This is a genomic window from Pontibacter ummariensis, assembly GCF_900188175.1.
GTDB lineage: Bacteria > Bacteroidota > Bacteroidia > Cytophagales > Hymenobacteraceae > Pontibacter > Pontibacter ummariensis.
The window spans coordinates 1-13,618 of the sequence record NZ_FZOQ01000012.1; the positions used below are offsets into that span (position 1 = coordinate 1).

A 13,618-nucleotide genomic window follows, 5' to 3' on the forward strand; every position below is an offset into this window, starting at 1 on the left:
CTGGTGTCACAGCCGGGAGAGTAGGTGGCCGCCAACCCCAACAACCAGCACCCCCTCCGCCAATGCGGCAGGGGGTGTTTGCTTTTATAGCCACCCGGGAAGGGCCTTTCTGGTGTTATCCAGGCGCGGCACTCCTGACCCTAGCCGTCCCACAGTGCTGCCTTTAACCCGGCTCACTGCTCTCTCATCCCGAAAGGATCTTAGGGGAGAGCGGGAACAGCTTTGCTTCCCTGCACATGGCTACCCCTTTTCCTGTCATCTCATCCCTTGTGAGACCAAACAGAATCCCCAGGCAGCTTTCCCGCTCAGCTCGAAACGACAGGGAAGTTATTTGAGCAGCGCAGGAGAGATTTTCCTGCCCCCAACAACCACTTTCCCCTTCCCAAAGTCCCCTACCGCTTAAACAGCAGCTTGTCCAGCTTCACCACCACGAAGACCAGGCTGCCTGCAGCGAGGGCGATAAGCAGGTCTTCCAGCGCTAAAGGGACCAGCCGGAAGAAGCTTTCCATGAAGGGCAGGTAGAGCACGGGGAATCTGGAGCTTTGATAGGCTATAAACCTGTAGATTTCCCGTCTCCCCTGGAGAAGATGCTGATGGCTTTTTTTAAGATGTCCCTTTCCATCTCCACATCGCGGAGCTGTTTCTTTAACCTGGCTATCTCTGCTTCCTCTGGCGTATGCCTAGGCTTTCCATGGCCTGTAAAGCTACCCTCTGGCTTTTCTAAGTACTTAGAGCGCCAGCGGTAGATGAGCTCAGATGGATCCAGCTCCTTGGCTAGCTCCTGTATGCTCTCCCTGCTCTTGCTGAGCCCTACAGTCATTAGTTTGAACTCTTTGTCGAAATTTCTCCTCTCTTGTGACATAGTGTTAAGTTGTTAACTTTCGCTTAACTCTCTGTCCAATTAAAGGTAGTAACCCCAGATCAGGTAGTAGAGGAATGTGAGACAACCAGTGAGACAACGGATGCGTTAGGAGAGTTACAAAAGCCTTGACTGTTATTTACTCCAAGCTTTTTGTTAGGTGTGTAACTAAGTCTCAAATTGCTGTCTAAAGCCACTGGGAGCAGAGGAAACAAAAAAACCTCTCCGGTTAAGGAGAGGTTTTCGTGGTGATGAGTGGAATCGAACCACCGACACAAGGATTTTCAGTCCTTTGCTCTACCAACTGAGCTACATCACCAGCTCTTGTTGTGTCCCCTTGTTCCGTAAGGGTATGCAAAAGTAGCAAGGAACTTTTAAGGTGCAAACATTCTGCAGAAAAATATTTTAAAAAGTGCCCTCAGGTACTTCCTTTACCTTTATTCTGCTATCTTTATCTATAAATAGTATGTATAACGAGTAATTTTTCCTCATAAGAGTGGATAACATAGGAATCGAGAACATCATATTTTTGATTGTGGCTGTCGTTGGCATTGGCCTGTTCGTTTGGCAGATCCGCAAGATCCGGAAGAACGTGCTGATGGGCCGCGACATGGTGATTGCAGACAACCCGAAGGAGCGCATTAACCAGACCTTGCTGGTTGCCTTTGGGCAGCAGAAAATGTTTAAGCGGATGGTGCCAGCCGTGCTGCACCTGTTCGTGTACGTCGGCTTTATCGTCATCAACATTGAGGTGCTGGAAATCCTGATCGACGGTATTTTCGGTACACATCGGGTGCTAGGCTTTGTCGGAGTCCTGTACAGTGGTTTAACGGCACTTAACGAGATACTGGCAGCTTTGGTAATCTTTGCCTGCGCCGCTTTCCTGTGGCGAAGAAATGTTATGAAATTGCCTCGTCTGGCTTCAGGTGTGGAGATGCGGGCGTGGCCTGAATTAGATGCCAACATTATCTTGGTGACGGAGATCGTGCTGATGCTGGCTCTTTTCGCCTTCAACATCGCCGACCTGAGGCAGGTACAGCTCGCCGGGGAAGAGGTCGTAGGGGCCTACCCTATCAGTCAACTTTTTGTAAATGTATTTGGCGGTAACCCTACTACCCTGTTAGTGATCGAGAAAGTAGGCTGGTGGGTGCACATTCTGGGTATTCTGGCCTTTATGAACTACCTGCCAAGCTCCAAGCACTTCCATATTATCATGGCCTTCCCGAACGTGTACTACGCTAAGCTGTTACCAAAGGGCAAGTTCACCACGAACCCTGCGATTACAAACGAGATCAAGGCCATGCTGGACCCAAGTTACCAGCCTCCTGCTCCGGAAACAGATGCGGATGGGAACCCTATTATCCAGCGCTTCGGCGCAAAAGACGTGGAAGACCTGACCTGGAAGCAGATCATGGACTCCTATACCTGTACGGAGTGTGGTCGCTGTACCGCCGTTTGCCCGGGCAACATTACGGGGAAGCTGTTGTCGCCTCGCAAGGTCGTGATGGATACCCGCGACAGGGTGGAGGAGAAAGGCGAGCGGCCTGCTATTTTCGCCCCTAATCACTACAAAGAGCTAGGGGTAGACCGGGTACCGGTAACGGAGGAGAAAACCTTGTTGCGTGGGTATGTTACCCCAGAGGAACTTTGGGCCTGCACTACTTGCAATGCCTGCGTAGAAGCCTGCCCGGTAGGCATCGATCAACTGTCCACCATCATGGACCTGCGTCGTTTCCTCGTGCTGGAAGAGTCTGCTGCTCCCGCATCGTTAAATGCCATGTTCACGAACATTGAGAACAACGGAGCACCTTGGGCTTTCTCACCTGCCGACCGCTTTAACTGGGCTGATGAGCTGTACGTCCCAAGCAAAAGCTAGCTTACTGCCTGGTGAATTGCTAACTCCTGTAAGGGGCTTTCCGACCATGAAATGGTTTTGCCATAAACAATTCAATAGAAAGAAAAAGCAGCGCTTGCTGCAAGAAATAAAGTAGAGAATACCTTTCAGATGGAAGAAAATAAAAGATTAGTAAAAGTGCCGACCATGGCCGAGATGGCTGCAAGCGGTGAGGAGCCTGAAATCTTGTTTTGGGTTGGCTGCTCTGGCGCTTTTGATGACCGCTATAAAAGAGTAACGCGCTCTTTTGTGCAGATACTGGAACATGTAGGCGTAAAGTATGCTGTGCTGGGTACGGAGGAAAGCTGTACCGGAGACCCCGCCAAGCGCGCTGGCAACGAGTTCCTGTTTCAGATGCAGGCCCTAACGAACATAGAGGTGCTGAACGGCTATAACGTGAAGAAGATTGTGACAGCCTGCCCGCATTGCTTTAACACGATCAAGAATGAGTACCCGGACTTAGGCGGGCACTACGAGGTAATACACCACTCTGCTTTCCTGCAGCAGCTTATAAACGAAGGGAAAGTGCGCGTAAAGGATGGGGAAAGCTTTAAAGGGCGCCGCATCACCTTTCATGACTCCTGTTACCTGGGCCGTGCAAATGGCGTTTATGAGGCACCGCGCGAGGTGTTAGCCGCTCTGGATGCTGACCTGGTAGAGATGAAGCGTATTCGGGCAAACGGCTTGTGCTGCGGAGCCGGAGGAGCCCAAATGTGGAAAGAGCCGGAGCCAGGCAACAAAGACGTGAACATCGAAAGAACAGAAGAGGCGCTGGCAACTTTAGGCCCAGCGGAAGGTAGCGTCATAGCCACCGCCTGTCCGTTTTGTATGGTCATGCTAAACGATGGCGTGAAGAACAAGGAGCAGGAGGAAAACGTAAGAGTTTTCGATATCGCCGAGCTGATCGCCCAGGCTGAGGGACTAAGCAAGTAGTTTTTGTTGATGACTGTATAAGGATTAAGCTGGTACGGTTTTCTGGTACGGTTTTTTCGCGGGTTTTTGAAAGCCGTTTCTCCTTAACAATAGAAAGGACAAGTGGTTATTCATGCAGTCAAAAAACAACAAATCATCGTTAAAAATGTATATTCCATTTAATCAACTGCCATCGCATGCCCGTCTCTGGATTTATCAGGCCAACAGGCCTTTGACAGATGCGGAGCAGGCTGAAATAAAACCACTGCTGGAACGTTTTGCTACTGAGTGGAGTAGCCACGGCAAGGGACTGCAGGCCTCGGCAGAGTTGCTGCATAACCGGTTCCTGGTACTGGCTAACAATGAAACCGCCACCGCCGCCAGCGGATGCTCTATCGACAAGTCAGTGAACTTTGTCCGGGAGTTGGAGCAGCGCTTTGGCGTGACCTTTTTTGACCGTACCCGCCTTGCCTTTTTACAGGACGGACAAGTGACCTTAGTCGGCATGAGCGAGGTAAAGGAAAAGGTAAAGGCCGGCGAGATAAATAAAAATACGTTGTACTTTGATACCTTGGTAGATAACTACGGAGAGTTACAGGAGGCATGGCCTCGCCCTGCCGGAACTAGCTGGCTTTCCCGTTATTTCTAAAAGGATAAAACCCTAATATACTTGTTCATGCATCTAACGCTAAAACGACTGCCCCTGGCGCATCAATTTAGGTTCATAGGTTTTCTATTGCTGTTAACGCTGCTGCTCGGCTCCTGCGGCCCGGGGGCTTACATCAGTAAAGGCGATAAGCGTTTTGAGCAGGAAGAGTATGAGCGTGCCATCGAGTTTTACAAGCAGGCTTTGGCCAAGGCTGATAACAAAGGCGAGATAAACTACCGGATAGCCGAGGCTTACCGCCTTTCTAACCGTTTGGCGGAGGCAGCACCTTATTATCAGGCGGCTATTGACGGCGGTTTCCGGAAGGAAGATGCTTACCTGTATTATGGCTTGGCGCTGAAAGCACAGGGGCAGTATGAGGCGGCGCTGAACCAGCTGCGGGATTACCTGCGTGTGGGCACCAACCCGCAGTTAAAAGCAGTAGCAGCCCGCGAGGTAGAAAGCTTCAGTACTTTGTCTAACATATTGGGCATGGCGCCGCGGTTTAAGGTACAGAACCTGGAGGCGCTCAATACCGAGGCTTCTGAGTTTGCGCCTTACGTGCTGAACAACGACCTAATTTTTTCCTCTACACGGGGGGCAGGCAAAGAGTACATGGGCAACGGCGAAGGCTTTCTGGACATCTTCGCCACGGCTCTGACAGACTCAGCTGCAGCAATGGGCGGTGCTGTGCGTCCCTACGACAATATTAACGTAGAGGGGCTGCACGATGCCCTGGCTACTTTTGCCAATGAGGGCCGCACTGTTGTCTTTGCCCGTGGAAACCAGGGAACAAAGAAAGGGCGGCAGAACGTGGACCTTTTTGTCTCTAACTTCCGCGGCAACGCCTGGACAGAGCCACAGCTATTGAGCATCAACGATCCCCAAGCCTGGGATTCCTCGCCGGCTTTCTCCCCGGATGGCAGAACCCTCTATTTCTCTTCCAGCCGAAAAGGCGGCTTTGGGGGCAACGATATCTATAAGGTGGAGATAGATGAGAGCGGCAGGTTTTCCAAACCTGAAAACCTGGGACCCGAAATTAATACGCCTGGTAACGAGAGTTTCGTGTCCATAGGGCCGGACGGAACGGTGTATGTTGCCTCTGATGGTCTGCCGGGTCTCGGCAACCTCGACCTGTTCCGCATCGAGAACGGAAGACCTGTAAACCTGGGGCAACCCATCAACTCTCCGGGCGATGACTTTGGTATCTTTTTCCAAAACAAGTATGCTGGTTTCTTCTCTTCTAACAGAGAGGCAGGTAAGGGAGGCGATGACCTGTATCGCTTTGAGAGAGACGCTCGCAAGCAAGTCAATTTCTTTGTGGACGGAACCTTATATCAACTCCGGGAGGGGGCGCAGAAACGCACTGTTGTGCCGAACCACCCTGTCGTGCTGCAAAATGAGGAGGGGGAGCCCATAGAAACGGCTACCACCGATGCCAGCGGTCATTTTACTTTCGCCCTCGATTCTGCTTCTACGTATTATCTAGTGTCGGAAAAGCCGGGCTTCTTTACTGCTCGTCAGTCTGTTACCACCGAAGGTAAAATGCCCCCTCAGGATCAACTGACGCAGCAAGTGAACGAAGTGCGCCTGAATGCGTCCTTAGTGTTGAATGAGATTGTGGAACAGAAAGCCATCGTGCTCGAGAATATTTTCTATGACTTCGATAAGGCAGACATTCGCCCGGATGCGGCAATAGAACTGGACAAGTTGGTGCAGATTCTGGAGGATAACCCTGGTATCTCCATCGAGCTTAGCTCACATACAGACGTGCGGGGTACTGAGGCATATAACCTGGACCTGTCGCAGCGACGGGCCGAATCTGCCGTGGAGTACATCATCTCACAGGGCATCGACCGCTCGCGCATCACAGCCAAAGGCTACGGCGAGAGCAGGCTTATCGTACCGAATGCAACCACAGAAGAAGAACATCAGCGAAACCGCCGTACCGAGTTTAAGGTAGTGGAGATTGACGAATAGAAATCAGTGTAGCGCTAAAAAGAGCAACCCGGGTAGTTTGGGTTGCTCTTTTTGTTTTATAGGTCAGTATCATTAGGATGATTGGATTAGCAGTACTGCTGACTTTAATAGGAACTCCGGTAATGCCACTGGCCCTCCTGTAGTTCAAGGGCGAACTCCGGGCCTATATTGTACTTGAGCTCCTGCTGATTTGAACCCTGTCGGTCCGCCAAAGGAAGTCCGGAAGCCAAAGGACACTTTATAAGGAGCAGCAACTTGTGGTTAGGAAGAAAGGGGACTTGTGCCAGAGCAGGCACAGCGAGAAAAGGGAGGAGGCCCAGCAGGGGAAGGAGAAGTTCATTTTTCATAGCTACATCTGTTTTGTGGTGCACTTATATATAGCAACCCATACACTAGCGAAAGGATTGCAGAGGGAGTGCGCCCTTCCTTTTACAGCGGAATAAATGCCTTCTCCTGTCGTTAATGCCATTCCCTTTCTTAAATTTGTAAGCAAATCACCCCCAGTCATGGAAAATAGATATTTGCGCCGCGGCGTTTCTGCCTCCAAAGAAGATGTGCACAACGCCATCAAGAACATCGACAAAGGAATTTTCCCGAAAGCATTCTGTAAGATCATCCCTGATATCCTGACCGGCGATCCGGAGTACTGTGCCATCATGCACGCCGACGGGGCTGGTACCAAGTCCTCGCTGGCTTATATGTACTGGAAAGAGACCGGCGACCTGAGCGTGTGGAAGGGCATTGCCCAGGATGCCGTAGTGATGAACACCGACGACCTGCTCTGTGTGGGTGCGACAGACAACATCCTGCTGTCCTCCACGATCGGAAGAAACAAGCACCTGATTCCCGGTGAGGTGATTGCAGCCATCATCAATGGCACCGAGGAGGTGCTGCAGATGCTGCGCGACAATGGCGTGGGCATCTATAGCACGGGTGGCGAGACTGCCGACGTGGGGGACCTGGTGCGCACCATCATTGTGGACAGCACCGTGACTGCCCGCATGCGGCGGGATGAGGTTATTTCCAATGATAACATTCAGCCGGGTGATGTGATCGTGGGCTTTGCCTCCTACGGCCAAGCCACTTACGAGAGCGAGTACAACGGTGGTATGGGCAGCAATGGCCTTACCTCTGCCCGTCACGACGTATTCCACAAATACCTGGCGGCCTCATACCCCGAGAGTTATGACCACGAGGTGCCTGCCGACTTGATTTACTCTGGTAGCTGCCGTTTAACGGACGTGGATAAAGAAACGGGCCTGGAGATAGGTAAGCTTGTGTTGTCGCCTACGCGTACCTATGCGCCTATTGTGAAGGAGATCTTAAAGGAACACCGTCCGCACATTCATGGCATGGTGCATTGCAGCGGCGGGGCCCAGACCAAGGTGCTGCACTTTACGGATAAGGTGCATATCATTAAAGATAACCTTTTTCCAGTGCCGCCGCTGTTCCGCATTATACAGGAACAGAGCCACACTGACTGGAAAGAGATGTACAAGGTCTTTAACATGGGGCACCGCCTCGAGATCTACCTGCCAGAGGAGTACGCGCAGGACCTGATCGACATTTCCCAATCGTTTGGCGTGGAGGCACAGGTCGTAGGACGTGTGAAGAAAAGCAAGAAGAATAAGCTCACCATCCGCAGCGAGTACGGAGAGTTTCAATACGAAGGGTAGAAAGCATCTAAAATACGTTTTGTAAGGCCACAGGGTAAGCCTGAGGCTTTTTTGTTGGATAGTGCTACTGTAGAAAAAATCCTTCTGCCCCAGACTGGGGCTGTAGAAAACAAATTAAGTTCCAATCTGGCATAATAATTGGCTTGGCGGAAGTATAAGGAAAAACCTATACTACTATGAAAAAGCTACTGCTACCGCTTTTGCTTGTGCTGTTGGTTGTGCCGGCCTTTGCGCAAGCCGCTGTGTTAACCTTTACCGCCGAGAGGGGGGAGGTGTTCCAGATACAACTAGATGACAGAACGGTGAATCCCATAGCTTCTAACTTTGTGCGCATCGCGTCTGTTAGGCCAGGAGGGCATTACGTGGAAGTAAAGGTGAGAACACGACACGGCATTTACCGGATGGGGCAAAAGATTGTGGTGCCGGAAGGGGTGGAGGCGAGCTATTTGGTGCGCACAGCAGGTAGGAGTGGCAAAGCTTACTTGCGCCTGATCAAGCAGGTGCCCTTAGCTCCGCCTGTTGTCGCCAGCCCATTGCCTCGCTACCCGGATCGCTATGAAGATCACCAGGAGCCTTACCGGCAGCCAGTGCGGCCCCGTTACGACAACGATTACAGTAATAATTGCAGTAAGCTGATGACGGAGCAGGAGCTAGACCGCCTCGTTCAGACCATGGGCAGCCGCGATTTTGAGAGCACCAAGTTAAGTATCGCCCGTGATGCTGTGCGTCATGGAAGCATCCTGGCCGACGATTTGAAGCGCATCCTGCAGCAGTTCGAGTATGAGTCTACCCAAATAGAGTTCGCCAAGTATGCCTACGATTACCTTTGCGACCGGGAACACTTCTACTATATCTACGATCTCTTTCAGTTTGACAGTAGCGTGCGGGAGCTGGAAGAGTATACCGACAGGAGAAGATAATACTTGCCTGAAGAGGGAGAAAGAGAAAGGATCATAAACAAAGAGGCTTCCACCGTGCAGGGGAAGCCTCTTTGTTTTTAAGTAAGTAGGGTTAGGTTTAGCGCAGTCTGTCTGCTGAGCGAACCAGGTCCTCGTCGCGCTTAATGAAACGGTTAGCCAAAGCATTTAGAACCAGGGCCAGCATCGGCATATAAAAGCCTGCCTGATACGCCCCGTTATCATTGGCTTCTACCAGTTCTGCGCCCACGTAGGCCGCATAATAAAAAGTAGTACCGAGCAGGGCCGTAATTACAAGCGTATTCAGCAGGCCAAGTTTCATTTGGGTCAGGCGGCTTTTGTACTGGAAGATCTCGTATAGGGCAATCACAGCTGCCGCGATCGCCAGCATCCCGATTGCGATAGTGCCTTGTTGCGGGATCGTACCCGGAGCAGTGTTTTCCGCTGTGGCATATGACTTGATGTTCCAGGCAGTCAGCACTACCTCCTCTCCAGTGGTGGCGTCGGTTTTAGACCAGAGGGGTAAAAAGAGCATGGCTACCATGGCTAGCACCAGCAGAAACAGAAACACGGATTGGATTCTTTGTATCATAAGAAATTGGATTTACTGATAAAGAAGGTGCAAAATTAGGCAAACAGCTGTAAAACCAAAAAATAATGCAGCCTTGCATGCCAGTACATGCCCTTACTCATGATGGAAGAATGGACCAGATTTCACGTGAAACGAAGAACAAGTTCGGTTACGGCCTTCTAGCGGTACTAACAGCCTCTTTTGGAAGTACCTCTTAAGGGCATAAAAAAGCAAACCGGGAACCTTACCCTACATAAAAGCCTTATAAGTTTTAGTTCAGCCCGAGCAGTGGTTAACTTTGACAAATCATAAACAGAAGAGCGTGACGGGTAGAGATATTCACAACACCTTTATCGGGGTTAACCTTATTCCCGATAACGAAGAGGAAAGATTACAAAAATTAAAGGAGTACGAAATATTAGACACGCCACAGGAAGGAGCCTTTAACCATATAGCCGCCATGGCCACACATATGTTTAAGGTGCCGATTGCCCTTATCTCATTAGTAGACGCGGATCGTGTGTGGTTTAAGGCGAATGTGGGCCTGGAGGGAGTAAGGAGTGTGCCGCGCGGAGAAAGCCTTTGTTCCCTGGCTGTCTTAAACAGTGCCCCAACCATTTTCCAGGATGCTGCCAATGAGCCGTGCCTGCTGGCTAACCCGCTTGTTTCTGGCAATTTCGGGCTGCGCTTCTATGCAGGTGCTCCCCTCGTTACGGCAGATGGTCTGAATATTGGCACTATGTGCCTGATAGATAAGCAGCCGCGGGAGTTTACAGAAAGCGACCAGAAGATGCTGGTAAACCTGGCTTCTATTGTTATGGATGAGATAGAGTTGCGCTACCTGAGGCGCAAAGTAAGCAAAGACAGTCCCGAGTAACAGGCGCGTAAAGCCGGCGAGACCTTAGAAACCCGTGAGCACACTGTGCTTGCGGGTTTTATGTTTATATTTGCCCTATGCGGTATTTCTTAGAGGTAGCTTATGATGGCACCCGTTTCCATGGATGGCAGGTACAGCCAAACGCTTTATCAGTGCAAGAGGTGCTGGATGATTGCCTCTCAAAAGTGCTGCGGCAGCCCATCAGCTCCATAGGGAGCGGCCGGACGGACACGGGGGTGCATGCCGGCCAGCAGTACGTGCATTTTGACGTGACCGGAGAACTGGACACGCAGCAGGTAGTGTACCGCCTGAACCGAATCCTGCCTGCTGATATCGCTGCCAAAGGTTTGCATGCTGTCCCGGATGAGGCGCATGCCCGCTTTGATGCCTTTGCCCGAACGTATCATTACCACATCAGCCTGGTCAAAAGCCCTTTTAAGCGATACTATGCCTACTATCACAGCCGTTCCTTGGATGTAGAGCAAATGAACAGAGCGGCTGTGGTACTACTGCAGTATGAGGACTTCACCACCTTCAGCAAGGTAAAAGGCGACACAAAGCACTACCGCTGTAACATTTATGAAGCTGTATGGCGGCAGGAGGGGGAGGAGTTGGTGTTCACGATCAGGGCTAACCGCTTTCTGCGCGGCATGGTCCGTTTGGTAGTGGGCACCTTGTTGGATGTGGGCCGCGGGAAAATAAGCGTAGAGGCTTTTGAGCAGGTTGTTGCCAGCCAGGACCGTAGCCGCTCCAGTGGTGCTGCCCCGGCAGAGGGGCTGTACCTGGCAAAAGTGGAGTATCCGGAGCACGTGCTGCCCCAGCGGGGATAACATAAAGCCCGCTGGAACTGTTAACTTTGCAATCTGTTAGCGCAGGCACTCGTAAAGAAGAAACCGTGAAAGAAGAGCTGTGCCTGCGTGTGTGCCCCAGATGCCTGCCAAAGGCACTGCCTCTTAAATTCATGATCACAAACTGGCTTACTTTTAATCTTGGAAGATACACCAAAAAATAGCGGAAAGGTATTCGACTCGGACGTGCTGAAGCGGCTTTTCACCTTTGTGAAGCCCTATGTCAAGACCTTCTACTTTATCGTTTTCCTGACCTTTGCCTCGGCTATACTGGCGGCTGTCCGTCCTTTTCTGATCCAGCATACCGTGGACAACGAAATACTGAACAACGACTGGGAGGGCCTGAACCGGATGTTCGTCATCCTGGGCGTGTTGCTGGTGGTACATGCCCTGGTACAGTACCTGCACACCTACTTTGCCGGTTGGTTGGGGCAGCACGTGGTGCGGGATATTCGTATCCGGCTTTACCGCCACATCCTGAACCTGCGGCTCAAGTTCTTCGACCGCACGCCCATTGGCACACTCGTAACCCGTAACGTGTCGGACGTGGAAACGCTCTCCGATGTATTTAGCGAAGGACTGGCGGCGATGATCGGCGATGTGCTGCAACTGGTCTTTATCCTGGGTTTCATGTTCTACATCGACTGGGAACTCACTCTGATCAGCCTTTCGACCTTTCCGCTGATGATCATCAGTACCTACATCTTTAAAGAGAAGATAAAGGATACATTCCAGGAGGTGCGCACGGCTGTGGCCAGGCTAAACTCTTTTGTGCAGGAGCACATTACCGGGATGAGCATTGTGCAGATATTCAACAACGAGAAGCGGGAGATGGAAAAGTTCGAGGCCATCAACAAAGAGCATACGCGTGCTAACATTCGCTCTATCCTGTACTACTCCATCTACTATCCGGTGGCTGAAATAATCGGTGCGGCGGGTTTGGGCCTGCTGGTGTGGTATGGGGCGCACAGCGTGCTGGACGAGGAAACCTCTCTGGGTACCCTGTTGGCCTTTATCATTTACATCCAGATGTTCTTCCGCCCAATCCGCATGATCGCAGACCGCTTTAATACCCTGCAGCTGGGGGTGGTAAGCACGGAGCGTTTAATGCGCCTGCTCGACAGCAAGGAGATGATTCCTGATAACGGTACCTATGCCCCGGAAAAGATAAAGGGCAGCGTGAGCTTTAAGAATGTCTGGTTTGCCTATAAAGACGAAGACTGGGTGCTCCGCGACCTGTCGTTTGACGTGAAGGCCGGGCAGACCGTTGCCTTTGTAGGGGCGACAGGCGCTGGCAAGACTTCCGTGATCAACCTGCTCAGTCGCTTTTATGAAATTAACAAGGGCAACATTATCATCGATGGCCATGACCTGCAGGAGTACGACCTAAGCGTACTGCGCCACCACATAGGCGTGGTACTACAGGACGTTTTCCTGTTTTCAGGAACAATTGCCGATAACATTAGCCTGGGCAACAAGGCCATTACAGAGGAGCAGATGTGGCAGGCGGCTGACCTGGTAGGAGCGCGTAAGTTTATTGAGCGCTTGCCGGGCGGCCTGCACTACAAAGTGATGGAGCGCGGGTCGACCTTGTCCGTTGGGCAGCGACAGTTGATCTCCTTTGTGCGGGCCATGGTGTACAATCCCGAAGTGATTATCCTGGATGAGGCTACCTCCAGTGTAGACTCCGAAACGGAGGAATTGATACAGTACGCAATAGACCAGCTCATGCACGGCCGAACGTCTATTGTTATTGCCCACCGCCTGTCTACCATACAGAAAGCCGATAAGATCATCGTGCTGGACAGAGGCGAGATAAAGGAGATGGGCAACCACGAGGAACTGCTACAGCATAATGGCTATTACGCGCAACTGTATCAGATGCAATACAAGAATATGATCGATTTATGAAAAAGTTCTTCTACGTGATGGCTGGCGTGGCCATTTTGATCTTGGTGTTATATACCTATCTGGGTGGTTTCACGGCCCCGGATGTTACGGTCGTTGAATTAGAGACCAAATACGTGGCAGGCGTGCCCTTTGAGGGCTCTGTGGAGGACGAGGCGCTGGGTAGGGCCTTTCAGCGGGCAGCAAAAGTAGTAGAGCAGAAGGAACTGGAAGGAGTGCTGGGCAGCGTTTATTATAATAACCCGGACACGAGTGGTGATAGCCTGAGAGCTTTTATCGGGGTAATTGTGCCTGACCCTAATGTAACTTTGCCAGAGGGGTATGAACTGCGCACTGTGCAGGGAGGTAAAAAAGTGGTGCATGTGGAGGCAAACGCCAACATTGCCCTATTGCCTGGAAAGCTGTATGAGGCAGCCTTCGATTATGCAGATACGGAGAACCTGAAGCTGGAAGACTTTTACGTGGAGTGGTTCCCGGAAGAGGACATAGGCGTGTTAGAGGTGCCCATCAAGCAGTAGTTGCAAGTATCA

13 protein-coding genes and 1 tRNA gene are annotated in these 13,618 nt (G+C 51.2%); 10 read left to right on the forward strand and 4 right to left on the reverse strand.

The window, feature by feature from the left end:
- Positions 1 to 550: 550 nt before the first annotated feature.
- Both CHB92_RS13375 and CHB92_RS13380 read right to left on the reverse strand, forming a co-directional pair.
- Complete coding sequence (locus tag CHB92_RS13375; protein ID WP_089319733.1) at positions 551 to 862, reverse strand: transposase; 312 nt, start codon at positions 860 to 862, stop codon at positions 551 to 553.
- 243 nt (positions 863 to 1,105) lie between these two features.
- Positions 1,106 to 1,178 (reverse strand) — tRNA-Phe (locus CHB92_RS13380).
- A 177-nt stretch (positions 1,179 to 1,355) separates the two neighbouring features.
- Here CHB92_RS13380 and CHB92_RS13385 point away from each other — a divergent pair.
- The 4 genes from CHB92_RS13385 (at position 1,356) to CHB92_RS13400 (ending at position 6,291) form a co-directional block, all read left to right on the forward strand.
- Positions 1,356 to 2,735: a (Fe-S)-binding protein gene (locus CHB92_RS13385; RefSeq protein WP_245842557.1), complete on the forward strand. Its 1,380-nt coding sequence runs from the start codon at positions 1,356 to 1,358 to the stop codon at positions 2,733 to 2,735.
- 165 nt (positions 2,736 to 2,900) lie between these two features.
- Positions 2,901 to 3,686 (forward strand): (Fe-S)-binding protein, encoded by a 786-nt coding sequence (locus CHB92_RS13390; protein WP_089319886.1) that lies wholly within the window; start codon positions 2,901 to 2,903, stop codon positions 3,684 to 3,686.
- A gap of 145 nt (positions 3,687 to 3,831) precedes the next feature.
- A complete protein-coding gene (locus CHB92_RS13395; protein WP_089319734.1) occupies positions 3,832 to 4,314 on the forward strand; it encodes a hypothetical protein in 483 nt (160 codons plus the stop codon).
- Positions 4,315 to 4,341: 27 nt separating this feature from the next.
- Positions 4,342 to 6,291 carry an OmpA family protein gene (locus tag CHB92_RS13400; protein ID WP_089319735.1) on the forward strand — a complete coding sequence of 650 codons (1,950 nt, stop codon included), beginning with the start codon at positions 4,342 to 4,344 and terminating at the stop codon, positions 6,289 to 6,291.
- A 104-nt stretch (positions 6,292 to 6,395) separates the two neighbouring features.
- Here the strand turns inward: CHB92_RS13400 and CHB92_RS13405 are convergent, their stop codons facing one another.
- Positions 6,396 to 6,638 carry a hypothetical protein gene (locus CHB92_RS13405; protein WP_089319736.1) on the reverse strand — a complete coding sequence of 81 codons (243 nt, stop codon included), beginning with the start codon at positions 6,636 to 6,638 and terminating at the stop codon, positions 6,396 to 6,398.
- A gap of 159 nt (positions 6,639 to 6,797) precedes the next feature.
- Between CHB92_RS13405 and CHB92_RS13410 the strand changes: the two genes are divergently transcribed.
- The gene (locus CHB92_RS13410) at positions 6,798 to 7,967 is read left to right on the forward strand and encodes an AIR synthase related protein (protein ID WP_179223041.1); all 1,170 of its coding nucleotides are present in this window, start codon (positions 6,798 to 6,800) and stop codon (positions 7,965 to 7,967) included.
- 176 nt (positions 7,968 to 8,143) lie between these two features.
- Positions 8,144 to 8,887, forward strand: coding sequence for a DUF4476 domain-containing protein (locus tag CHB92_RS13415; RefSeq protein ID WP_089319738.1), 744 nt, complete (start codon positions 8,144 to 8,146; stop codon positions 8,885 to 8,887).
- A gap of 97 nt (positions 8,888 to 8,984) precedes the next feature.
- On the opposite strand, the gene CHB92_RS13420 is transcribed toward CHB92_RS13415, so the two are convergent.
- The gene (locus CHB92_RS13420; protein ID WP_089319739.1) at positions 8,985 to 9,476 is read right to left on the reverse strand and encodes a DUF4293 domain-containing protein; all 492 of its coding nucleotides are present in this window, start codon (positions 9,474 to 9,476) and stop codon (positions 8,985 to 8,987) included.
- Positions 9,477 to 9,753: 277 nt separating this feature from the next.
- On the opposite strand from CHB92_RS13420, the gene CHB92_RS13425 reads away from it, so the two are divergent.
- The 4 genes from CHB92_RS13425 to CHB92_RS13440 all read left to right on the forward strand — a co-directional run bounded on the left by CHB92_RS13425 (position 9,754) and on the right by CHB92_RS13440 (position 13,606).
- A complete protein-coding gene (locus CHB92_RS13425; RefSeq protein WP_245842559.1) occupies positions 9,754 to 10,332 on the forward strand; it encodes a GAF domain-containing protein in 579 nt (192 codons plus the stop codon).
- Positions 10,333 to 10,409: 77 nt separating this feature from the next.
- Positions 10,410 to 11,162, forward strand: a complete 753-nt coding sequence (truA, locus tag CHB92_RS13430; protein WP_089319740.1) for a tRNA pseudouridine(38-40) synthase TruA — start codon at positions 10,410 to 10,412, stop codon at positions 11,160 to 11,162.
- A 159-nt stretch (positions 11,163 to 11,321) separates the two neighbouring features.
- Positions 11,322 to 13,091: an ABC transporter ATP-binding protein gene (locus tag CHB92_RS13435; RefSeq protein ID WP_089319741.1), complete on the forward strand. Its 1,770-nt coding sequence runs from the start codon at positions 11,322 to 11,324 to the stop codon at positions 13,089 to 13,091.
- On the forward strand, positions 13,088 to 13,606 hold the full coding sequence (locus tag CHB92_RS13440; protein WP_089319742.1) for a GyrI-like domain-containing protein: 519 nt from the start codon (positions 13,088 to 13,090) through the stop codon (positions 13,604 to 13,606). Before CHB92_RS13435 ends, CHB92_RS13440 begins: the two co-directional genes overlap by 4 nt.
- Positions 13,607 to 13,618: the final 12 nt, after the last annotated feature.

Excerpts from the sequence above, each read along its gene's own strand:
- truA (WP_089319740.1), top strand. The coding sequence starts at position 10,410 with ATGCGGTATTTCTTAGAGGTAGCTTATGATGGCACCCGTTTCCATGGA.
- CHB92_RS13375 (WP_089319733.1), bottom strand. The coding sequence starts at position 862 with ATGTCACAAGAGAGGAGAAATTTCGACAAAGAGTTCAAACTAATGACT.
- CHB92_RS13400 (WP_089319735.1), top strand. The coding sequence starts at position 4,342 with ATGCATCTAACGCTAAAACGACTGCCCCTGGCGCATCAATTTAGGTTC.
- CHB92_RS13395 (WP_089319734.1), top strand. The coding sequence starts at position 3,832 with ATGTATATTCCATTTAATCAACTGCCATCGCATGCCCGTCTCTGGATT.
- CHB92_RS13440 (WP_089319742.1), top strand. The coding sequence starts at position 13,088 with ATGAAAAAGTTCTTCTACGTGATGGCTGGCGTGGCCATTTTGATCTTG.
- CHB92_RS13390 (WP_089319886.1), top strand. The coding sequence starts at position 2,901 with ATGGCCGAGATGGCTGCAAGCGGTGAGGAGCCTGAAATCTTGTTTTGG.
- CHB92_RS13415 (WP_089319738.1), top strand. The coding sequence starts at position 8,144 with ATGAAAAAGCTACTGCTACCGCTTTTGCTTGTGCTGTTGGTTGTGCCG.
- CHB92_RS13410 (WP_179223041.1), top strand. The coding sequence starts at position 6,798 with ATGGAAAATAGATATTTGCGCCGCGGCGTTTCTGCCTCCAAAGAAGAT.
- CHB92_RS13420 (WP_089319739.1), bottom strand. The coding sequence starts at position 9,476 with ATGATACAAAGAATCCAATCCGTGTTTCTGTTTCTGCTGGTGCTAGCC.
- CHB92_RS13405 (WP_089319736.1), bottom strand. The coding sequence starts at position 6,638 with ATGAAAAATGAACTTCTCCTTCCCCTGCTGGGCCTCCTCCCTTTTCTC.